The sequence below is a fragment of the Pseudothermotoga sp. genome (assembly GCF_031962025.1).
Classification (GTDB): Bacteria; Thermotogota; Thermotogae; order Thermotogales; family DSM-5069; genus Pseudothermotoga_B.
The window spans coordinates 1-21,087 of the sequence record NZ_JAVRKW010000004.1; the positions used below are offsets into that span (position 1 = coordinate 1).

General features: G+C 39.9%; 20 protein-coding genes and 1 CRISPR repeat array. Of the genes, 13 read left to right on the top strand and 7 right to left on the bottom strand.

Annotated elements, in window-relative coordinates:
- Nucleotides 1-13: 13 nt before the first annotated feature.
- A CRISPR array of direct repeats spans nt 14-435; the repeat unit is 37 nt; unit sequence TGTCCGAATGAAGATACTCTCTGAAAGAGATGGAAAC.
- A gap of 441 nt (nt 436-876) precedes the next feature.
- The 6 genes from cmr1 to cmr6 are packed head-to-tail and all read left to right on the top strand — an operon-like array spanning nt 877 to nt 7,541.
- Nucleotides 877-2,229 carry a type III-B CRISPR module RAMP protein Cmr1 gene (gene cmr1, locus AC4E92_RS04315; protein ID WP_490239366.1) on the top strand — a complete coding sequence of 451 codons (1,353 nt, stop codon included), beginning with the start codon at nt 877-879 and terminating at the stop codon, nt 2,227-2,229.
- A gap of 5 nt (nt 2,230-2,234) precedes the next feature.
- Nucleotides 2,235-4,562, top strand: a complete 2,328-nt coding sequence (cas10, locus tag AC4E92_RS04320) for a type III-B CRISPR-associated protein Cas10/Cmr2 (protein ID WP_490239529.1) — start codon at nt 2,235-2,237, stop codon at nt 4,560-4,562.
- On the top strand, nt 4,559-5,599 hold the full coding sequence (gene cmr3, locus AC4E92_RS04325; protein ID WP_490239367.1) for a type III-B CRISPR module-associated protein Cmr3: 1,041 nt from the start codon (nt 4,559-4,561) through the stop codon (nt 5,597-5,599). Before cas10 ends, cmr3 begins: the two co-directional genes overlap by 4 nt.
- A gap of 15 nt (nt 5,600-5,614) precedes the next feature.
- Nucleotides 5,615-6,454, top strand: a complete 840-nt coding sequence (gene cmr4 / locus AC4E92_RS04330) for a type III-B CRISPR module RAMP protein Cmr4 (protein ID WP_490239368.1) — start codon at nt 5,615-5,617, stop codon at nt 6,452-6,454.
- Entirely contained in the window at nt 6,451-6,786 is a 336-nt protein-coding gene (gene cmr5 / locus AC4E92_RS04335; protein ID WP_490239369.1) for a type III-B CRISPR module-associated protein Cmr5, read from the top strand. The genes cmr4 and cmr5 overlap by 4 nt, the downstream gene beginning before the upstream one ends.
- A gap of 2 nt (nt 6,787-6,788) precedes the next feature.
- Nucleotides 6,789-7,541: a type III-B CRISPR module RAMP protein Cmr6 gene (gene cmr6, locus AC4E92_RS04340; RefSeq protein ID WP_490239370.1), complete on the top strand. Its 753-nt coding sequence runs from the start codon at nt 6,789-6,791 to the stop codon at nt 7,539-7,541.
- Between the two features lie 349 nt (nt 7,542-7,890).
- Here the strand turns inward: cmr6 and AC4E92_RS04345 are convergent, their stop codons facing one another.
- Complete coding sequence (locus AC4E92_RS04345; RefSeq protein ID WP_490239371.1) at nt 7,891-8,082, bottom strand: hypothetical protein; 192 nt, start codon at nt 8,080-8,082, stop codon at nt 7,891-7,893.
- A gap of 303 nt (nt 8,083-8,385) precedes the next feature.
- Here AC4E92_RS04345 and AC4E92_RS04350 point away from each other — a divergent pair, with 303 nt between their 5' ends.
- From AC4E92_RS04350 to AC4E92_RS04370, 5 genes are all read left to right on the top strand, one after another.
- On the top strand, nt 8,386-9,129 hold the full coding sequence (locus tag AC4E92_RS04350) for a hypothetical protein (protein WP_490239372.1): 744 nt from the start codon (nt 8,386-8,388) through the stop codon (nt 9,127-9,129).
- Nucleotides 9,126-9,863: a hypothetical protein gene (locus AC4E92_RS04355; RefSeq protein WP_490239373.1), complete on the top strand. Its 738-nt coding sequence runs from the start codon at nt 9,126-9,128 to the stop codon at nt 9,861-9,863. The genes AC4E92_RS04350 and AC4E92_RS04355 overlap by 4 nt, the downstream gene beginning before the upstream one ends.
- A 10-nt stretch (nt 9,864-9,873) precedes the next feature.
- Nucleotides 9,874-10,035, top strand: coding sequence for a hypothetical protein (locus AC4E92_RS04360; RefSeq protein WP_490239374.1), 162 nt, complete (start codon nt 9,874-9,876; stop codon nt 10,033-10,035).
- The gene (locus tag AC4E92_RS04365; RefSeq protein WP_490239375.1) at nt 10,032-10,451 is read left to right on the top strand and encodes a ribonuclease H family protein; all 420 of its coding nucleotides are present in this window, start codon (nt 10,032-10,034) and stop codon (nt 10,449-10,451) included. Before AC4E92_RS04360 ends, AC4E92_RS04365 begins: the two co-directional genes overlap by 4 nt.
- A gap of 251 nt (nt 10,452-10,702) precedes the next feature.
- The gene (locus AC4E92_RS04370; protein WP_490239376.1) at nt 10,703-11,869 is read left to right on the top strand and encodes a serpin family protein; all 1,167 of its coding nucleotides are present in this window, start codon (nt 10,703-10,705) and stop codon (nt 11,867-11,869) included.
- Nucleotides 11,870-11,933: 64 nt separating this feature from the next.
- On the opposite strand, the gene AC4E92_RS04375 is transcribed toward AC4E92_RS04370, so the two are convergent.
- Genes AC4E92_RS04375 through AC4E92_RS04400 form a run of 6 tightly spaced genes read right to left on the bottom strand, consistent with a single transcriptional unit; the run spans nt 11,934 to nt 18,693 of the window.
- Nucleotides 11,934-12,977, bottom strand: coding sequence for an HAD family hydrolase (locus AC4E92_RS04375; RefSeq protein ID WP_490239377.1), 1,044 nt, complete (start codon nt 12,975-12,977; stop codon nt 11,934-11,936).
- A 6-nt stretch (nt 12,978-12,983) separates the two neighbouring features.
- A complete protein-coding gene (locus AC4E92_RS04380; RefSeq protein WP_490239378.1) occupies nt 12,984-14,306 on the bottom strand; it encodes a diphosphate--fructose-6-phosphate 1-phosphotransferase in 1,323 nt (440 codons plus the stop codon).
- Nucleotides 14,307-14,308: 2 nt separating this feature from the next.
- Nucleotides 14,309-15,586 (bottom strand): lactate racemase domain-containing protein, encoded by a 1,278-nt coding sequence (locus AC4E92_RS04385; RefSeq protein ID WP_490239379.1) that lies wholly within the window; start codon nt 15,584-15,586, stop codon nt 14,309-14,311.
- A 13-nt stretch (nt 15,587-15,599) separates the two neighbouring features.
- Nucleotides 15,600-16,424, bottom strand: coding sequence for an SDR family oxidoreductase (locus tag AC4E92_RS04390; protein WP_490239380.1), 825 nt, complete (start codon nt 16,422-16,424; stop codon nt 15,600-15,602).
- Complete coding sequence (locus tag AC4E92_RS04395; protein WP_490239381.1) at nt 16,417-17,913, bottom strand: tagaturonate epimerase family protein; 1,497 nt, start codon at nt 17,911-17,913, stop codon at nt 16,417-16,419. Before AC4E92_RS04395 ends, AC4E92_RS04390 begins: the two co-directional genes overlap by 8 nt.
- A 15-nt stretch (nt 17,914-17,928) precedes the next feature.
- On the bottom strand, nt 17,929-18,693 hold the full coding sequence (locus tag AC4E92_RS04400) for a DeoR/GlpR family DNA-binding transcription regulator (protein ID WP_490239382.1): 765 nt from the start codon (nt 18,691-18,693) through the stop codon (nt 17,929-17,931).
- Nucleotides 18,694-18,901: 208 nt separating this feature from the next.
- On the opposite strand from AC4E92_RS04400, the gene iolM reads away from it, so the two are divergent.
- Nucleotides 18,902-20,089: a scyllo-inosose 3-dehydrogenase gene (iolM, locus tag AC4E92_RS04405; protein ID WP_490239383.1), complete on the top strand. Its 1,188-nt coding sequence runs from the start codon at nt 18,902-18,904 to the stop codon at nt 20,087-20,089.
- 9 nt (nt 20,090-20,098) lie between these two features.
- Nucleotides 20,099-21,085, top strand: a complete 987-nt coding sequence (locus AC4E92_RS04410; protein ID WP_490239384.1) for a Gfo/Idh/MocA family protein — start codon at nt 20,099-20,101, stop codon at nt 21,083-21,085.
- Nucleotides 21,086-21,087 lie beyond the last annotated feature (2 nt).

The window sequence follows — 21,087 nt, forward strand, 5'->3', positions numbered from 1 at the left end:
TAATTCTAATACTTGTCCGAATGAAGATACTCTCTGAAAGAGATGGAAACGCAACAGCCTCCGCGGTCCTCAGGGCTCTGCGGATATTCGGTCCGAATGAAGATACTCTCTGAAAGAGATGGAAACTTTTCTTTATTTCTTGTTCTTTGAAAAACCTGTATACCTGTCCGAATGAAGATACTCTCTGAAAGAGATGGAAACTCAACGAATTGCGCTACGTTCGCGTATTCGTCGAGTATCTTTTGTCCGAATGAAGATACTCTCTGAAAGAGATGGAAACCAACTACTTTTGCTTATTGAAACTTCAAATTCTCCAATATGTCCGAATGAAGATACTCTCTGAAAGAGATGGAAACGAATCTCCTCGGGAGTTAGTTCCCTCCCGAGGAGTTTTTCAATGTCCGAATGAAGATACTCTCTGAAAGAGATGGAAACATTTTAATTTCATTTATTAAAAGAGAATTTTTCTCGAGGGTTTTTGTGGAAAAACTTGGGAAGCAGGCAAATCTATATATACGCCTGCACAAATTTGGAAGGGGCGCATGTTTTACGAATTTATTATGTAAATTTTATGTAAGTTTTATTATCACGTAATGGTTTTATTCGTATCGTAAAACGTGCGCATTCGATTTCGGTTAGCTCGAAAACGTCGGACGCGTATCGAGTCGCAGAAAAATTCACTTTTTATAACCGAAATCAAAATGATTCCCTTTCCAAAAAACCTGTAGATAATTCAGTCTGCCTGCTTCCTTTGATGACTTTTTGGCTGAGGGGTATGTGGATTATGTCAGAAAATCTCAATTGGCTGGATCAGTATTATTGAGAATGGAATGAATTTTTGTGAAGGTTTCAGGAAAATAAGGGGGTGTGATAGGTGTGATAAGTAAACAGGTTGAATGCAAAGTGGTAACACCAATCATATCAAAGAGTATGGATTTTTCCGAGAATCAATCTCCGGTATACAAAATTTATTCTTTTGAACTCAGACCACAGAGTGTCAAAGGCGTTTTACATTCCTGGTTTCGCGCAATAGCACCAAGAGTAATTGATATTTACAAATTAAACTTTGATAACATCAAAAATGAAGACAGGCGAAAAGAACTTGAGAAGATTTATAAAAAAGAAAATTATAAGGGTTTGAAATTTTTAGAATCGATGATCTTTGGATCGCAAAATCAGAAGGCTGAATTTTGTTTGATTGTCAAATACTCTCGAAAGGATACAGTTCCAATTGGCAAAATAGAAATAACATTTGACAGAAATAATAAACAAAAGTTGAGGTTTAACATAAATCCTCAACTTACTAACAAGAAAGATCTTCTGTATCCACTCTATGGAACATACCTTTTGTCAAGAAATCAACGAGATAATTTTGTTTGTGAATGTTTGAAGCCGCAAAGCATGTTTGAACTGGTTTTTCTTACAAAGGACGAGTACACATGGAATGTCATTTATTCCATATTAAAAATAGTTTCTGTGTTATCTGGTTTTGGTGCAAAGACAACAAAAGGTTTTGGGCAGTTTGAGATAATAAATGACAAAGATTTTCACAGAGGGGAATATGTAAGTAAGGAAAAAATAGAAGAATTGATCAAACAAGCAGAAAAGGCTTTAATTGATTACATAAATGAAAATGATAAAGACAAATTGATTGTACTTGGTAAAAGTTCTGTTCCTGAATTTCCGAGCCTGGCAGAAGGCGCGTTTGAATTTTACGGTCTTTTAGAAACAGGGACAGAATGGTCCGAAGTTATGTCAAGGCTTTATTACTTAAGTAGAAGCAACAGGGGCTGGTACAGACAGCTCAAATACAGTCTCAGAAAAATGAATCAGAAAATCAATCAGAAAGAAAATTCAAACCGCGATGCCGTTAAAGATCTGATTGAGTGTCTTGAAGGACGCTTGAAGGAAGTAGAGATTTCTCCAGCTATCCTTGGTATGCCTTTACAATATCAAAAATTGAAATCCAGAGTTGAAAAAATAACATTTTACCCAAAAGTTCCAGGGGAAGAAAACGACAGGGGCAGAAAACCTTCTCCTTTGAAAATTATCATAAACAAATCCGGTCAACACTGGGCGGCTTATGGATTGCTGCTCAAAAGTAAGCTTACCAGTGATGAACAACTGATTTATGATATCTCGAGTGATTTTAAAGCAAAACTAACAACTACTTTTGATGAATTGGATGAGAAAATTAAGAAAAATGAAAAGGGGGGTAGAAACCATTGACGCAGATGACTTTTTGGCAGAAAAAAATTTCGGCGCTTTTACATGATCCTTTAACCAAAGTTTTTGATATAAAATCGCACGAAGATCTGGTTGAAGAAATCTGTAAGAGTATCGGTATAGAAAAAACGCAGGGAGGCAGTGAAGAAGACAAAGTTGCTAGTGCTTTTGACAGATTTCCTATTCCATTTGAACGTTTTGGTCCACAGATCAGAGTTAGTCTAAGCGAGCTGGCGTATTTTATCCACCCACTTTCTGCAAGCAAATTAAAAATAAATTACTCAAGCATAGATCAACAAAAATATGTGGAAAAACTGATGAACGATATCATGAAATTGCGAAGTCAAAACAAAGATGACGTAAAGTTTTATCACGCGCTCTGGTGGGAACTTCCAAATATCATGGATATCTCACAATTCCTGCCTGCTGATACAAGAATTCCAAATCATTCCATAATTGATCATGTCGATTCAACCGCCGCAATAAGATCCTGCATTGAAAGCCAGCAGGTTAATGCTTCTTTGGTAATGATTTCCATAGGTCCTGTGCAGGAAATAATTTCTCAGGCAAGAAAAACTGTTGATCTGTGGGCTGGAAGTTATTTACTGTCCTATTTGATCTATCAAGCTATCGAACACATAGGTTGTGAACTTGGTTTTGATTCAGTAATATACCCATACCTAAGAGGAAACAGATTTGTTTATAAAACCCTTGAAAAACTCCAGGTAAAACTCTTGAACCAAAGTCCCATTCCCCAGATGCATGAAAAAATTGCTTCACTGCCAAATGTCGTGCTTGCCATTTTACCATCTAATAGATCTCACGAGATTATAAAGGTTTGCAAAGACAGGATCAAGCAAGAATGGAGAAAAATAGCGGAAAATGCCCTGAGAGAACTTCAGAAATATCAGATAAACAAACAGGAATTTGAAAGGCAAATTGACCTTTTTCCAACTATAAATGCTACCCAGGTTAATCTGGTAAATGATCAAACAGTTTTGCAAGAAACCATGATACATATCTCACAGAGCCCAGATTTCAAATTGTACAAGGATCTGATTGATAAGATTTCGAAATATGGGGGGTACTCTTCTAATGCCGGGACATTTTACAAATACATATACAAAATGCTTATTTCTAAGATGAATGCCATAAAGATTATTAGATATTTCAAGGGTTATATGAGTGATGCACAACTCAATAATCAAAGAAACGCCGATGATTTCGGTGATTACGTAAGAGCGTGCGTGGAAGTAATCGATAAACAAAAAGACGAAGAAAACAGAGATTTACTTGGAACATTGAATGCTACCAAAAGGGTGCTGAAAAAAATTCTTGGCATAGAAGATATAAGATACGAATCAACTGAAGAGATTGCAAAGCAAAACGAAAATTTCGATAGAAATAAGTATATTGCAATACTCATGATGGATGGAGATAACATGGGTAAGTGGATTTCTGGTGACAAGGCACCAATGGCTGAAAATGTTATTCATTCGAAGGTAAGAGAGAGTTTAACCCAGATTGTTATAGACCAAGATCTGCGCCATTGTTTTGTCACCCCATCGTATCATAAAGCTATTTCAAGGACGCTTGGAATATTTTCTTGTTTTGTCAGACATGTTGTTGAAGAAGAATACAAAGGAATGCTCATATATGCCGGTGGAGATGATGTCCTTGCCATACTACCAGCAGATAAGGTTCTGGAGTGTGCTAATAAATTACGAAAAATGTACAGCGGAATTTGGCACGAGAGATTAAAAATAGAGAATACCGAATATGAGTTCAAAGATGAAATGCTTTTTGTAAACGGTAAGCCTTATACGATTATGATGGGGAAGAGCGTTTCTATGAGTGCTGGTATAGCTATAATTCATCACAAAAGTCCACTGAGAATTGGTATACAACTTGCGAGAAATGCTGAACATTACGCAAAAGAAAAACTTTCAAGAAATGCGTTTGGAATATACATTGTGCGTCGCTCAGGGCAAGTTGCGGAAATCGGTTCAAAGTGGGATGTGGATGATATAGACGTGATATCCACAGCTATTGATATAAACGAAAAATCAGAAAAGGTCGGATTATCCAGTAGGAGTCTTTACAAGTTCCGTCCAGAAGATCTGCAAATACTGAAGGATGAACATCTTGAAGATCTGATCGATTACATTATGAAGAAATCTGATGCTAAGAATAAAGGATCAGATGAGTTCAAGCAATTAACATTGCAAATAAAGAAATTCATGGCTACCCTATCTGGCGGAAAAGTGAACTATCTAAGCAGAGCCATTGATTTATTGCTGGCTGTTCGGTTCACAAAGAGGGGTGAAAAAGCATGAATGAATTATATGCTGTCTACTTTCAACCAGAAGATTGGCTGGCTTTCAGAGAAAACCGCAGATTCAATCCAGGAGATACGGTAAAATCAGTTTTTCCTTCCCCCTTTCCATTTTACGGAGCTGTCAGAACGGCACTGCTAAAAAAGTATGGTGTAAAACTGAATTACCACCAGAAAGTAGATCTTTCACGGGATCTTATTGAGAAAATAGGCGATGAAAATGATCCGGGAATGATAAGACTCTTTGGACCTTTTCTTTATTCAGAGCAACATGGTGAAAAAAAACATTACTTTCCTGCTCCCAAGAATGTTTATAAGCATGGTTCAGTTTATAAAATAATGCGGTACTTTGACACAGAAGTAGAATTAGATGATTTAAAGTTAGGACTAGCCTGGATACCTGAGTATGATAATGTCCAGGAAGCTGAAGAAAAATACATAGAAGCACGGGAACTTATAAAGCTTCAGTCAGGAGAAAGTTTTGTCCTCTGCAATCCTGAAAATTTTGAAATCGAGTCTAAGCTGGGTGTTGCTCTGGAAAAATCGCAGAAAAAAGCACAGGAAGGCATGATTTATACTATGGCATTCTACAGATTCAAAGACGGTGGTTTTTTCATGCTCACAGACAGTCAGAAAACTGTTGAGGAACTCTCCAAAATAGATGGAGTTTTTCTCGGTTCAAAGCAAAGATGGTGCAGTTTAAAGATCGAATCGTTTTCGCACAATATATTTAAAAGAATAGAGAGTAAAGAAATTGCGATAGAACTAATAACACCAGCAATCTATGATAATGGTATCGTGCCGAAGGAAGGTAGATTTGGCGAGGTGAAAATCAAAGCCATAGCAGCTGGCAAAAAAATAGCGATATCTGGCTGGGATTATGCTTCAGGAAAGCCGAAACCAATTTGTCAAGCTGTAAGCCCTGGAACGGTGTATTATCTTGAAAAAATTCCTGAAGACGATGAAAACATAATAAAACAGAGCTTTTACAACCAGTTTGGTTTTGGACGATTTGTGTATATACCTTTTAAGAGTTAGAAAGGGGGAAAAGCGATGGAGAGTAAAGTGTTTTTAATGCATGCTGAAACCGAGCTTCACGCAGGCAAGGGAATGGATATCGGGGTTGTAGATCTTCCCATCCAGAGAGAAAGAACGACAAGATTCCCGATCATTCAGGGCGTCAAAGGTGCTCTGAGAGCAAATATAAATGATGGTAAGCTGAACAAAGAAAAAATCTTTGGTAGTGAACCAGACGAAAGACAAGAAACAAAGCCAGGAGCTGTTGCTTTTTCTGAAGCCAAAATACTTCTCTTTCCAGTTAGAAATCCTGAAAGACTCTTTGTCTGGGTTAGCTGTCCACTCGTGCTCATCAGGTTTTTGAAAAATTTTCCGTCTCGAGGTCTCTTGATTGAATCTATAGAAAAAACACATATAAGTGATTCTGAAGCTTTTGTGTCGGACGATCAGTACAATCAATTTCATGTTTGGCTTGAAGATATAAAATTAACTGCTAAAAAATGTGACTGGTTGTCCGAGTTCGCTGAAAAAATCAGCGAAAAAGTCAGCGATATAAGGTACATAAAAGATAAACTCAGAAAGGATATTGTGCTGGTTAATGACAAAGTGTTCTCACAAATTGTGGAAACAATGACTAATGTGATACCAAGAGTGAGAATAAACCACGAAAAAGGAATAGTCGAAACAGGTGCTCTTTGGTATGAAGAGTATCTACCGCAAGATACAATTATGTATTTCACAGCAAGAGAAACAGTATATTCGAAAGAGAACGAGCTGAAATCACTTGAAGAAGTTTTAAAAAATAAAGTGATTTCAATAGGTGGAAAAGAAACCCTGGGTAAGGGTCTGGTAAGCCTGAAGGTGGTGGATTTATGATTGAAGTTGCAAAAAAAGCAGTAGAGCTTATAGTTTCGATACGTGATGATAAAAAGGAAGAATATCTTCGAACTGTCAGAGGACTTGGAAGCCTTGTAGTACAAAATGGTCTGCTTGGTGCAATATTATTCACCAAGAAGAAAGGACCTCAAGAAGTTGTTGATCATCTTGAACAACTTATAAGAATCAAAATCGGTTCAGATAAGTTTTCTATGAATGAAATCATAAATGGCAGTATAACTCAGGAAAAATACTTACAGATTCAAATAGCGGCTTTAGATTGCATAAAATGGTTAAAAAGATATTCTGAGATACTCTTAGGTGGTGACTGACCATGAGTTCTAATCCTCCAGACAGCAAGAATTTCAGTCTTTATTGGGATAAATACACTTTCATGTTGTTTAGAGATTATCTGGAAGATGGCGATAGAGAGAAAATCACAGCTAAAATACTTCAAAAAGTTGAAAAAATAAGAAAAACATATACAGGAGAAGTAATGCCTTATATGAAAGAGCAAAGGGATTATCTAAAAGAAAAACTCAAGGACAGGGTGATATTCGATATTGAACTTGAGCTTGATAGCAGATTACTTGTTGGTAGTGGCTCTCCAAGCATACTTGAAGTTGGAATGACCTTTTCCAGAAACTACGGGGTTCCAATAATTCCATCTTCTGCTCTCAAAGGATGTTTTTCACATTATTGTTTTGAGAAAGAAATCTTCAGTAAAGAGGAGTATAAGACCATTTTTGGACAAGATATAAGCCAAGATCCGGAAAATGTTTGTGGAAGTGTTCTTTTTCTGGATGCTTTTCCTACATCAGGGCTAAAATTTGGGCTGGATGTAGTGAACAACCATTTTCAAAGATACTATATGGATGGAGAAATACCAAATGACTGGTATAATCCTGTTCCTGTGGTTTACTTAACGTTGACGGAAGGCGTATTTAGGTTCACTGTGATCTCAATAGATAGAATATCTTCAGAGCTCAGTTCAAAGATAAAAACGAGCTTTGTTGATATGATAAGCAGTTATGGAATAGGTTCGAAAACAAATTATGGTTATGGCAGGTTTAAAAAAGGTAACTGATAGTAAATGGTCTTAAAAAACCATCATTTTGTTTTGAAGGCGGTTGCAAAACCGCCTTTTGTTTGTGATTGTTTCAAATCTTACAAAAAAACAAGCCAGAAAGCACATTCCATTTATGGGATTGTGATGAATGGCTTAAGTTATTCTGGTGATGAATGTGTATAATAAAAGTAGTAATATGTTAAAAGCATTAGGGCTGGACCGGTCCGAATTAAAGCCCGTGGAGTGGGAGACCACTGCCAAGATATTTAGGGGCAATCCCTATATTCTGGTAAGTCACACCATGTTGAAGCGGGAAGCCTAATCTCCTTAATGGGAATCCTATCCCATTTAGGAAATTGGGAGGAGGTCAATCTACCTTTTTCTTTTCCCGCCGTCTAAAAAACCACGCTGCTACAAAGCATATGATCGTGCTCACAGGAGTGAATGAACAGTGGGCACGGTATCCCAGCAAAGAAACTTTGCTTGCCGGTGCAGGGACAATGGTGGAAATTCCCGCGATAATTGCCGCCCAGAAAAAGATTCGCCAGTATCTTTTCATTTGCCCCCTCCTTTCCAGCCTTACCTATTTTTTCTGCTCCATTATACTCTTTGACCTCCTTGTCAAGTGAAAAACTGTCATTTATCAAGCACAGTTGTGCGTGGTTTTACTTTAGGCTAAGTTCTAAAAAGTAGTGGCACAAGTTCACTGCCTTATATAATTTGGAAAATCATGAAAGAGCATCAAATAGATAAGGCTTTACAGATCTTGTGGCGGTTGAAAAACCGCCTTTTTCTTTCTAAGGTGAAACTGTCAGAAAATTATTTCAAACTGGATCAATTTATCATTGGGAGGTGAAGGGTTATGGAAGAGTACTATGACGTTGAAATGCGAATTGAAGGTGGGGACTGCAAATTCAGAATCATTTCCAACATTGTTGACCACAAGTCTTTTGTGATTCTATTCAAAAAGGAGAATGATTCTGATGACTACAAAGTGGTTGAGGAAAAAAGAAACCTGGACATGATGTCAGCTTCAAAACTGATCTACGAGACGGCAAAAAAGGTTACAGAAAGTACGAGAACTAAAAGCATACACCTTTATCCGCTTGGAGGAGATGCCGCTACCTTTGAGATTGAGCAGAAAGGTGAAAAATGGCTGTTGAAATGGGAATACGAAGGAGTGCCTGCAATCTTGGACGAAGAGATAAACTGGGAACTGATTAAAAACGACAGTCGATGGTCACTTAGGCCAGTTGAGGTTACATTGACGCCATTTAGACTTTTACTGCAGTTAGGAAACCCTAAGTCACAGGAAGACTCTCCAGTTGTAGAGGATGATTCAAATGCTTTTATAGATGAATCAAATACTACTTTAGATGAAAATGAATCAGATGTCGTTATACATAGAGAAGTACTCTTCGAGAATAAAAAACTGGAAGAAAAAATGCAAGCTCTTTCACAGGAGTTCATGGGTGAGCCAATAAAAATCGTGGGTAAATCAATGGTTTTCACAGAGGTCAAAGAATTCGACAGCTACGAGAAAGCACTGGAAGATTGCCTTGGAATCATCAAGAAATTTGTGGTGTTCTTGAAGGTGAGACCTTGAAGAAAGTCGACAAATTAACATACGAAGAACTTGTATGGCTTCACGACAATGATTTTGCAAGACTTTTCAATGATCTACAGATGATAGACAAATATCGTGCTCCAGCATGGAAAATCACACTTAACTTTTTTGAACCTTTCACACCAGACAGATACAGAGTAACTGCGAAGATAGAGCAGATAGAAATCGTTCAAGAAAAATACCTTGTAATCTTCGAAGGATGGCTTTCGATTAAAGATACTCTGTTAAAAAGAAATCTGATAGTCGAATGCTTTGGCTTTGCCAACGCAGCTTTAAGTGGCTATCAGCTGATTGCCAAGCATACTGTGGAGGAATTATCTCAACTTATGGAGGTGGTTGAGCCTGGAAAAGCTCTGAAGATCGAAAATGTTGAAGAAGACATCAAGGAGGTGCTTGAAGATTTAAGTGAAACTCAAATGAAAGGAGGAAAATTTACAATGGGTGAGTTTTTTAAGTTGCTTGGCATGTATGCCGAATCTATTCAAAACGCAGGTCAGTCAATGGACTTGATGCTCAAAATTCTTCAAGAGAGAATAAAGATGGTCGAACAAAATTCGGAAGAATATGCAAGCCAGCTTTTTGAAGACCTTTATAATTTACAGTACAGGGGAATGGATCTGTTGAAACAATCAGACATTCTGCTGGTCCAGATAATGAACTTGTGCTCAAAACTATCCAACAGCAATGTCACAGAGAACAAAATGACAGCATGATTTGGGGGTGATGATCTTTTACTACAGGTGCAAAAACTGCGGGCAGATTTATTATTCTGCGGCTGAGCTGTCTGGGAAACAGCTTGTTTGCGACAAGTGCGGCGGGATCATCGAGAAAGTGGATCAAAAGGAATTGAAAAAAGAAGACAAACGCAAGGAGGGGGATGAATGACCATCTACACAGATGGTTCTTATTCAAATCAGACCAATGTTCTGGGGTATGCCTTTTGCGTCGTGGAAGATCACACGGTTCAGCAGTTCTCAGATGCATTTGTTTTGAAAAGAGGAAGCTCAACGATAGCAGAGATAATAGCGGTGATAAAATCACTTGAATACTGCAAAAAGAACGGTATTGAAAATCCTGTGATTGTTCACGATTACAATGAACTGCCGTTTCTTGCTTTTGGATATAGAAAATCTCCGCCGTCTATGTATAGTTTTGTAAGACAGTTGCAGGAGCTCACCAAAAAAGTTAAGCCGAGGTTTCGCAAGGTAGAAGCTCATAAAGATGATGAATATAACAACCTGGTTGACAGACTGGCAAAAGAATCCATGCGCAAATTCGTACTGCAGAAAGAATCAAGTTGAGTTAGTCTCAAATAAGTTCCACAGGGGGCTTTATCAAAGTATTTTCTTTGAAAAGTTGTCTCAAAATACCATGAAAACGGCATTTTTTCATGATCGGTGATTTTTGTTTTCCGTATTATATATACTGGACAAGCTTGTGCCGGACAGATCTGTCTTCGTATATTGGCATAGGTCTAATTTTTCAGGTCTCCCGCTGTTGCATTTGAAAAAATAGGATATAATATTTTACATTGAGTCGGGAGGCGGTGAAAATGAATAGATTTTTCCTGCTGGTGTGTATAACTGGTCTTATTGCAGTTGTAGGTTTTGGCTCGGTTGCCAATTCAAGCAATCTTTTTGGAATTGATCTTTACAAGATGCTGGTGAAAAAACCTGGAAATATGTTCATTTCTCCTTTCAGTATCAGTTCGGCTCTGGCAATGACCTATATCGGTGCGAATGGTAACACTGCTTTACAGATGAAAAAAACTCTTTACTTTGATCTTGATGATGAGTCACTGCACACTGGTTTTTCACAGTTGATTGAATCTTTAAACCAGCCGAATGACAATTACAAGCTGGCTGTTGCCAATTCTCTGTGGGCTCAAGAGGATTACATCTTCCTAAAAGAATTTCTCGAGCAGGTGCAGAAATACTACCAAGCTGGATTGAACTACGTGGATTTTAAGAGAGAAACAGAAAAAGCAAGGCAGCAGATCAACAAATGGGTCGAGGAAAAAACAAATGGCAAGATCAAAGAGATCATCCAGCCAGATGATATAGACCAACTAACAAGGCTCATTCTGGTAAATGCCATATATTTCAAAGGAATGTGGCTTAAACCATTTGATCCTTCTTTGACTCGAAAAGCACCGTTTTATATCACCAAAGACAAAAGCGTTGAAGTGGACATGATGTTCAAAAATACTACAACTAACTACACAGAAGATCAGTCAGCTCAGGTTCTTGAATTACCCTACGCTGGAGAAAAGATCTCGATGATAATTGTACTTCCAAAAAAGAGCTTAGACCAGTTAGAGAAAGATCTTTCTTTGGACCTTTTAAAAGGATGGATAAAAAACTTTAAGCAAGAAGAAGTGGATATTTATCTTCCAAAGTTCAAAATAGAGTACAGAACATATCTGAAGGAACCGCTTATGAGTATGAAAATGGTTGATGCTTTTACAGATGCAGCGGCGGACTTTTCAAAAATGGACGGTACACGCACGCTCAAGATCCACGATGTGATTCATCAGTCGTTCATAGAGGTGAACGAAGAAGGTACAGAAGCGGCTGCGGCAACAGCCGTTATAATTGTGGGTAAAGGGCTGAGTATGTCAAAGGTATTCAAAGCAGATAAACCTTTTATTTTCTTTATATACGATAAAACAAACGATTTAATCCTTTTCATGGGTAGGTTAGTTGATCCAAAAATTTAGATGACTGCCCCCGCAAGGGGGCAGTTTTTTTTACAAGCATGGATCTGACCTGTTGCCCAAACGGCTAAATTACAAGCAATCTTCCATCTGGATTGAATCTTTTGTACAGTTGTATCCTCAAATTCTGGTATTTTCTGTAATGTTCGATGTGATCGTAATCTGGTTGATTCCAGGGTTCTTTTTGTGAAAGTATTCTGTTGAATTTTTCCACAAGATCCTGTTCAAATTTTCCAACATATTCGTTTTTGATAAATTTTTCAAATGCTGTTTCAAATTCATGCCAGGATTTTTCTTCCTCACCGGGTATGATCGGGTAAAATAGCCCATTGTTGGATTTGACGGCTTTCAAATCTCCTATCGCATCACCTATCATGAGAACCTCGTCATCCTTATAACCTCCGACCTTTTTAGCGAGCTCTATGTGCTGGGCTTTTGTACCCATCTCCTGTCCTGCTATGAGTGATATGTATTGAGAAAGGTTGTACTTTTCCCAATAATCTGCAAGATCATCGTACGGTGTCTGTGAGACAACTATGATGTCTGCATGCTGTGCCATCAGCTTCACTGCCTGTTCCACGCCGTCAAACGGAGGTATCTGCGCAGAAATGTGTGGAAAGGTTCTGTTAACCGCTTCGCTCCAGCCGAGCAGTTTGTACAGACCAAAGGCTTTCGGTTTTTCTTCATTTATGTATTTTTCCAAGGTCTGGTTTCCAAGCCCTAAGTTGTTTTTTCTGGCGTACTCTATGAAATCTTCAACGATTTTTAAATCTGGAAGTTTTATGTTCTTTTGCTTTACAATCTGCTGTACGTCGTTTCTTTCATAAAGAGCATGGAGAATGAGCTGGATTGCGATGAATCTGTTGCATCCTCTGTGTTCTGAAAACAGGTTGTAGTACTCTGCTATTTCCCTGTAGTAAGATTCGATTTCCCACAGATTATAGAATTCCATAAAATGCGGGTGAAAGATCAGAATCTGTTTGCCGTTCATGTTGTCTGTGACGCATCCATCCGTGTCAATTGCGATGAGAAATTTCTTGGTTCTTTTGAAATTCAAAAGCTGTTCTTTGGGTTTTTCTTTCAGCTCCTTGTGCGTCAATCTGGTATACATTGGTCTTCACGCTCCTTGATGTCTTAAGCCCGCGGGAGTGTAAGGTGGACACAGTTTTGGTGCGAGTATTTCTTTGAAACGGGCAAATTCCGGTAATGGTCCACCTATTAAGGGCATTGCCCATTTTACAAAGTCATCTGTTACATCGACTTTGTTTTCACTGATCCACTCTCTTGGAAATTCTCTTGCGCTATTGGCTACGACATTCAACGGTACTTTTGAGTATTGAACCTGGTATTTTTCTGCTTTGGTTCTGATGATCGTTGCCATATAGCCTGTCTCGCCATTCAAAGCGAGTTTTGCGGCAAAGGCACCAACTTCATAGGCTTCTTTCAAATCCACCTCGGAGACATAGGCGATTTCCCTTCTCTGCCTCGTTCCTGGCTTTTCGTATCTTGCTATGCCCGGGACGACCAATCTGCTTCTTGCCCTGCCTTTTTCATCCTTCCTGTCAAGACCGTTCAGATAGTTTGCAAGGACCTGTTCTGCACTTTTTTCAGCGGCACTGAACTGCGCATGTCCAAAACTGTCTTTGAGTATTCCCAGATCTCCGACATTCACACCTTCACCTATTATCACAATGCATCTTTTGTGGATTTTCAGCATTTCATTGACTTTCTCGGTGATGTATTCGAGGTTTGATCTGTAGTCATCCTGTGAAAGCGCTTCGGGGAGTATTATCAAAAGTGGCAGTTGTCTTTCGGGGTCGGCGAGCCTGGCGGAAGCCGTGATGAAACCCATTTTTCTACCCATGACACCTATCACCAAAACTGGATCAGATGTGTAGCTTGCTTTGTTTTCTTCGTTCGCTTCGAGCACATTTATGGCTGTGTTTCTTGCCACGCTTCCATAGCCAGGATCGTGGTCGCATATAGCGAAAGTACCATCTTCCTGGAGCTTTCCACCAAGGTCGTTGTCTATGGTTTTCGGGATACCAACGCAGATCACTTCAAGTCCTTTTTCGCGGGCGAGCAGGCTCACTTTGTTTGCTGTATCCATTGAATCTTCTCCACCGCAGTAGAGAAAATAACCAACATTATGAGCTTTGAAAACCTCAACTATTCTTTCAAGATCTTCCTGTGATTTGATTTTGTAGCGGCAGCTTCCTATAACCCCTGCCGATGGCGTTTTTTCAAGCAGTCTTATCTGCTTTGGGTCCTGTGCAGTTATGTCTATGAGTTCTTCATTCAAAACTCCCAGTATACCCATCTTTGCACCGTAGATTTTTCCAACTTTACCGCTTTCCATAAAGGTTTCGATCGCACCGCGCAAGCTGTTGTTTATGACAGAAGTTGGACCTCCCGATTGAGCAATAACAACGTTTTTCACATTCATGCCTCCCTCTTCAGATCGTACAGAAATTTTCCACCATGTTCGATCCAGAGGCAGTCGTCTGATTTGAAATCTTCTTTTCTTATAGATTTTGGATCACGGTAGGCTAAGCCGACTGCTTCGCATTCTTTTTTTGGTATAGAGGTTGCAAGGGTCACGGTGAAAGCGAATTCTTCCTTTCCTGTTGAGGCATCAAAGGTGCCGTCACCTCTGACATTTATCACATGTGCTGCCACGTTGAGATCAAATTTTGGATGTTTTTTCAAAAATTCCTTGACATAACCCTTGCAGTGATATCCAATCTCACGTATAGATCTGTCCATCTGTGCATTTGAATGAAAGATTTTTATGTGTGGTGCATAGATTATGATTTCTCCATTCGGTGCAAGAACGCCGGGTTTTTGGAGTTTGTATGAACCTTTCCCTGCTGTCCATATTTCGTCGTAGTTTTCTCCAATTACCTGCACCGCCACTTTCACGGGTTTTTTCAGATAAATTATGTGAATCTGCTGGCTTGCTCTCACTGCCTGTTTGTAAGCTCTCAAAGACCCCTCAAAGTCAAAGTCTGCGTAAAGTCCCTTTGCGAGTATCCCGTCGTCTGTTTCTTCATACACCATGTTCAAAAATAGAACTGGTGATCTGACTTTTTCAAAGGCAATTTTGCAGGCTTGGTTGATGACGTCTCTTGCCGGATTGTCCACAGAACCTATGATTCTTGGGATGCCTATCAGCACGGCTGCCCAGTGGAATAAACCCACCACATCCGGTCCAGCGATACCCGGTACTATGGATTTTAAACCACCGGAAAAGCCTGTAGATTCATGGGGTGAGGTTCCGCTCAGAACGATTATCAAATCGTACTTTTCAAAGAACAGTTTGTTCAGCGTCACCGGTAATGGTTCTTCAAGATCACCCATGGTCTTTTCGCTCACGAACTCTTTGCTCAACAGCCCAACGGTTGTGAGTGCATCTGGGTTAGCGTACTCGTGGTTAAAAAAGGTAAATTCTTCCTGGTAAAGCCCGAGTTTTTTCCTAATCTCTTTTTCACTCATCGCCCGGTGTGTTCCACTTGCATTCAGAGTGTGAAAGGTCTTCAATCCTCTTTTTTTGAGCTTTTCAAACAGCAGTGGGACCAGTTTGTCTGAAAAATCCTGACGCGTGTAATCTGGGTGTATCAAAAGTACTTTTTCAAGTTTTCTGTCTGGCAAAATTTTTTCAACAAGTTCAGATAGTTTTTTTTCAGAAAGTCCACCTGAAAGATTCTCAATAAATTCCATTTCCACACCCTCTTCATACTCCAGAGTATGCATTGAAACCGCCATCTATCGGTATGACTGCGCCAGTTACAAATTTTGAAGCTTCTGAACAGAGCCATACACATACGCCGATGAGATCATCCGGGTCACCAAATCTGCCCATAGGTGTGTGATCTATTATCGCCTTCCCTCTTGGTGTGAGATTGCCCTGTTCGTCGAGCAGCAGATACCTGTTTTGCTGTGTCAGGAAAAATCCCGGTGCGATGGCATTGACTCTGAGATTTTTGTTGTATTCCATAGCAAGGTGAACGGCAAGCCACTGTGTGAAATTGCTCACAGCAGCCTTTGCCGCAGAATACCCTATCGTGCGCGTCAATGGTCTGAAAGCAGCCATCGAAGAAATGTTTATTATTGAGCCGCCTTCTTCTCTTTTTGCCATGAGTTTACCAAATACCTGAGATGGAAGGATAGCTCCACCGAACAAATTCAGTGCAACCACTTTTTGCAGAGCGTCTAATGGCAGATCAAAAAAGCTCAGCTCGGCTGATGTCGTTGCCTGTGGCATGTTTCCTCCTGCAGCATTGAGCAAAACATCTACCTTACCAAAATCTTTTAAGATTTCATCGCAGACTTTTCTGATGCTCTCGATATTCAGAACATCCATGTAATAACCTTTGGCGACAAAACCATCCTGCTGCATCTGTCCGGCAACGTTATCAAAATTTTTGATGTCGCAGACAGCGATCCTCGCACCAAACCTTGCTAAACCCCTGCCTATTGCAGAACCAAGAATGCCTGCACCACCTGTTATCACCACGACTTTTCCATCCAGACTGAACAATTTGTAAGCTTCATTCATCCTGAACACCCCTTTCGCTCAGTTTGTCAAGATGTTTTTGCATGTGATTTTTGACAAATTCATAGTGCAATTTTTCGTTATCAAAGAGTATCCTGAAGATGCGGTCTTTGAAAAGATAATTTCCCGATTCCTTTGCCGTGAGAATAGAACCGTATGTTATGTGAATTAACTGGCGGGCATCTGGCATTTGCAACAGTTTCACAAGATCTGCGTCGCTCATTTTGTCGACATCAGGTATTTTATCCAGATCAGTTGTCACGTGATATGATGCTCTATCTGCTTCAAAGCGCGTAAGGGCGTATTTGTGTATCTGTCTGTAAAGGGAAGCATCTTTCACGGCTATCACTTTGATTGCCTGCAAATAGCTTGTTCCTGCGGTTTTGATGTGTAAATTGCCTTCGGTGTAACGTGCAAAAATCGGATACACGCTGAATTTATCGCTTCCTGAGTGCAATGAAAGTTTGTAACCAGATAAAACTCTGGCAATTTCACTGTGAATTTCTATTTCTTTCTCAAGATCCGAAAGATCACCCACGTAATCTATGCCTTTTTGCCACTGCCCGACAAACCTTGGAGCAAGGGTTTGAAAATCCACACCTCTTCTTCTCAGTTCCTGTACGATGAATATGTGAGCCAATGGAGTCGTCGGTGTTGATGTTTCATCGATTGAAACTTCAAGGTCGAAGTCTTTTTTTACACTTCTGAGTGCATCGTAGCACCTGACAACGTGTTCTATCACATCGATGTAGGTGACAAAGATCTTTAAAAAGCTCTCTTCGTCCATGATGAGTTTTTGTTTTGATAGGTTGAAAGTTTTGTTCACATATTTTGCTTCGATTTCCCTTCGTTTCGGGTGAGACTGGTAAAACTCGGCAACCTGTTTCTGGCTCATTTTACTTATGTCTTTCACGTGGTCTGATGGATCCAATGTGTACATACTGTATCCTTCGTGCGCCGCGTTCATAAGATCTTCGATCTGTTTAACATGATCTGCATCGGCACCAAAGTCTTTGGTATATCCGCTCTCAAATACACCCCAAATGGCACTGTTAAGAACGCTTTTGAAGGTTCTTTCAGTTCTTGAGAGTTCTCTCACAGATTGCTGGGCAAAAATCGGGAAGATATCATGGTTTTTTGCAGCAGTGGCATGTGCAGGTGTGGCTATTCCAAGCCTGTCGCCAAAACCGAATGAAGTTTTCTTACTGCATCTTTTTGGGTTGAGATCAAGCAGTTCTCTGATTACACCGCAGTTTTTGTCTGAAAGCTCGCAGAGTATCACATCGAGATTTTCTATCTCACCGATTTTGTTTGCTTGGAATTTTTCACATATACCTTTTTTACCGGCTACCACGAGTTGTTTTTTATCTTTTCCTCTGCACATGAAGAAAACAGAAGAATCCATCTGGTGAACTGAATCGGTATAGATCTCGAATTTGTTTTCTGTTAATCTCTTAAATTCTTTGAGAATAGATTCAGCATGTCTTCTCAAGATTTTCATCTCCCTTCATACTTTGTAAACCTGAACACCTTTCTCAAGAAGGAATGCTTCGAATTCTTTCGGTATGTTTTCATCTGTTATCACTCCATCTATGTCCTCTGGTAGAGCGAATGAAGCAAAAGCATTCCGGTTGAATTTTGTCGAGTCTGTCACGATGTACACTTTCGAAGCACTTCTTATCATTGCCTTTTTTACGTCTGCTTCGACAACACTCGGCGTCATGAACCCTTTTTCAACTGAAAAACCTGTTGTACCAAGAAACGCTTTATCAACGCTGATTTCTTCTAAAAACCTCAAAGCCCACGGTCCCACAAGAGACAGACTGTTTTCCCTGACAACACCACCGAGGACGAGCACTTCAATGCCAAGTTCTATGAGCTTGCTCGCTATGAACACGTTGTTGGTGACAACGGTTATCATCGACAGATCTGATTTTCTCAGTTCGAAGGTGACATAGTAATTGGTACTGCTGCTGTCGAGTATGACTGTATCACCATCTTCAATCAGAGAAACGATTTTCTTTGCTATTCTTTTCTTTTCATTTTCTCGCTGGTGTATTTTCTTGAGAAAATTCCATTCAGAGCGTGAGTGATCCGGCAAGATTGCTCCTCCATGGGTTCTGACTATCGAACCATTTGCCTCTAAAAAATCGAGATCTTTTCTTATTGTTACACTGCTCACTTTTAGTTGTTTGGTCAGTTCATTGACAGTTACTTTTCCTTTTTTTCGTAAAAGGTCGAGAATCACATTTCTTCTCTCTTCAGTGAACAAAATCATCCATCCATTTGAATCCTATCAGCTTGAATTACGAAAGTCAAATTCGAAATTATACAAAACCACATGAAAGAATGAGAAAACACAAAAAAGAAAGAGCAAGAAAATGATAAAACATCATAAAACCTTTTGAACGCCGATTTTCAAATTTGTCAACTGTGTTAATTGTAGGTAGACTTATGATGGAAAGGTGGGAGGGATGAAAATGAAAGCCGTAAGATTGCATGCTAAGTGGGATCCAAGACCGGGGTTCAAGCTTGGTCCAAAAGATGTTGAGGGAAAGGTTTGCTGGCTTGGTAGTAAAGTCTGGCGTTATCCACAGGTTGTTGTCGAGGAAGTTTCAGAACCTGTGATCAAAAAGCCGACAGAAGTATTGATTCAGGTGAAAGCCTGTGGAATCTGTGGAAGTGATGTTCACATGGCACAGGCAGATCGGGATGGTTATATGCTCTATCCGGGTTTAACCGGATTTCCGGTGACACTTGGTCATGAATTTTCAGGAATTGTTGTTGATGCAGGAAAGGAAGCTATAAACAGAAGAACGAACAAAAGATTCGAGCCCGGTGAGCCGGTAACTTCTGAAGAAATGTTCTGGTGCGGCCACTGCAGGCCATGCGCTGATGGTTATCCAAACCACTGTGAAAACCTGCATGAAATTGGTTTTGACATCGATGGTGCTTTTGCAAGATATGTGATATCCGATGCAAAATATCTGTGGAGTTTGAGAGAACTTGAAAGCAATTACAGTGGCGACAAACTGTTTTTAGCAGGTAGCCTTGTTGAACCTACCTCTGTTGCTTACAATGCCGTTATCGAAAGAGGAGGAGGAATAAGACCGGGGGACAACGTTGTTGTTCTTGGAGGAGGACCCATAGGGCTTGCAGCTGTTGCGGTACTAAAAAGAGCCGGTGGCGCCAAGGTAATACTTTCAGAACCATCGGAAACAAGAAGAAAACTCGCAAAAGAACTGGGAGCAGATGTAGTAATAGACCCAACCAAAGAAAATTTCGTTGATGCTGTTCTTGACAGTACGAACGGCATGGGAGCGAAGATTTACTTGGAAGCCACGGGACTGCCTCAAATCGTCTGGAAAGATATCGAGGAAACCATCTGGAGGGCGAGGGGTGTGAATGCCACAGTTGTGATAGTAGCAAGGGCAGACGCGAAGATTCCCGTGACTGGTGAGATTTTCCAGGTAAGGCGCGCCCAGATAGTCGGTTCTCAAGGTCATTCTGGACACGGAAATTTCCCCAGGGTCATAAGTCTTATGGCGGCAGGAATGGATATGACCAAGATTATCTCCAAAACTGTGAAGCTTGAGGAGATACCTGATTACATAAAGAAATTGCAAACCGACAAAGAACTTGTCAAAGTAACGATGCTCAATCCTTGAGGTGGTTTTATGGAAAAGGTCAAAATCGGAGTGGTTGGAAGTGGTTTCATAGGACAGGTGCACCTTGAGATACTCTCGACATTCAAAGATGTTGAAATCACTGGAGTAATGGATGTTGATAAAAATAGAGCAAAGTCAGTTGCAGAGAGATTCAAAGCAAAGGTTTTTGAAAATTTGAAGCAGATGAAAGATGAGGGTGTGAATGCTGTATACATCACTTCGCCGAACAGGACACACTTTGAATACGCAATGAATGCACTGGAAATTGGTTTAAATGTGTTCTGTGAAAAGCCAATGACTATTTCCTTGAACGATGCCTTGGCGCTGGAAAAAAAGGTGAAAGAAACAGGTGCGGTCTTTCAGGTTGGTCACAACAGGAGATTTGCACACGTGTACACTTTCATGAAAGAGAAGATAGAAAATGGGGTTGTAAAACCATATTCATTCCAGATAAAAATGAACAGAGGAGAACTGCTCAACCCGCCATGGACCTCAGACAGATCTTACACAGGGGGATTTCTCTTTGAAAGCACACTACATCTTTTCGATATGGCTCGCTGGCTCTTTGGAGATGTCGAGGAAATGTACGTTTTGGGTAAAAAGAGCGTTTATCCAGATATCGATGACTGGTCAATAGCCATGAAGATGAAAAATGGAATCATTGGCACTTTCACATCCTGTGCCCATGCAAGCTGGATGATTCCGTTCGAAAGAGTAGAAGTGTACGGTGAACATGTAATGCTGACAAATGAAGAAATGGAAAGAGTGCATTTCTGCAAGGGTTTAGGGAAAGAAGTTGAGAGTCATGATTTTACCAAGGTGGATTTCAAAGAAAAATGGGGATACATAACCGAAAACAGACTTTTCATCGACTGCCTCAAAGAACACAAGATTCCACCTGTCAATGTGAGTGATGGGGTGAAAGTCATAAAGATCATTGATGCTTGCTACAGAGCTGTTGAGAGCGGTCAGGCACACGTGAGATTGGAGGGGTAGAA

Excerpts from the sequence above, each read along its gene's own strand:
- AC4E92_RS04350 (WP_490239372.1), top strand. The coding sequence starts at position 8,386 with ATGGAAGAGTACTATGACGTTGAAATGCGAATTGAAGGTGGGGACTGC.
- AC4E92_RS04360 (WP_490239374.1), top strand. The coding sequence starts at position 9,874 with ATGATCTTTTACTACAGGTGCAAAAACTGCGGGCAGATTTATTATTCT.
- AC4E92_RS04385 (WP_490239379.1), bottom strand. The coding sequence starts at position 15,586 with ATGGAATTTATTGAGAATCTTTCAGGTGGACTTTCTGAAAAAAAACTA.
- AC4E92_RS04370 (WP_490239376.1), top strand. The coding sequence starts at position 10,703 with ATGAATAGATTTTTCCTGCTGGTGTGTATAACTGGTCTTATTGCAGTT.
- AC4E92_RS04375 (WP_490239377.1), bottom strand. The coding sequence starts at position 12,977 with ATGTATACCAGATTGACGCACAAGGAGCTGAAAGAAAAACCCAAAGAA.
- AC4E92_RS04410 (WP_490239384.1), top strand. The coding sequence starts at position 20,099 with ATGGAAAAGGTCAAAATCGGAGTGGTTGGAAGTGGTTTCATAGGACAG.
- AC4E92_RS04365 (WP_490239375.1), top strand. The coding sequence starts at position 10,032 with ATGACCATCTACACAGATGGTTCTTATTCAAATCAGACCAATGTTCTG.
- cmr4 (WP_490239368.1), top strand. The coding sequence starts at position 5,615 with ATGGAGAGTAAAGTGTTTTTAATGCATGCTGAAACCGAGCTTCACGCA.
- iolM (WP_490239383.1), top strand. The coding sequence starts at position 18,902 with ATGAAAGCCGTAAGATTGCATGCTAAGTGGGATCCAAGACCGGGGTTC.
- cmr6 (WP_490239370.1), top strand. The coding sequence starts at position 6,789 with ATGAGTTCTAATCCTCCAGACAGCAAGAATTTCAGTCTTTATTGGGAT.
- AC4E92_RS04345 (WP_490239371.1), bottom strand. The coding sequence starts at position 8,082 with ATGAAAAGATACTGGCGAATCTTTTTCTGGGCGGCAATTATCGCGGGA.
- cmr3 (WP_490239367.1), top strand. The coding sequence starts at position 4,559 with ATGAATGAATTATATGCTGTCTACTTTCAACCAGAAGATTGGCTGGCT.
- AC4E92_RS04390 (WP_490239380.1), bottom strand. The coding sequence starts at position 16,424 with ATGAATGAAGCTTACAAATTGTTCAGTCTGGATGGAAAAGTCGTGGTG.
- cmr5 (WP_490239369.1), top strand. The coding sequence starts at position 6,451 with ATGATTGAAGTTGCAAAAAAAGCAGTAGAGCTTATAGTTTCGATACGT.
- cas10 (WP_490239529.1), top strand. The coding sequence starts at position 2,235 with ATGACTTTTTGGCAGAAAAAAATTTCGGCGCTTTTACATGATCCTTTA.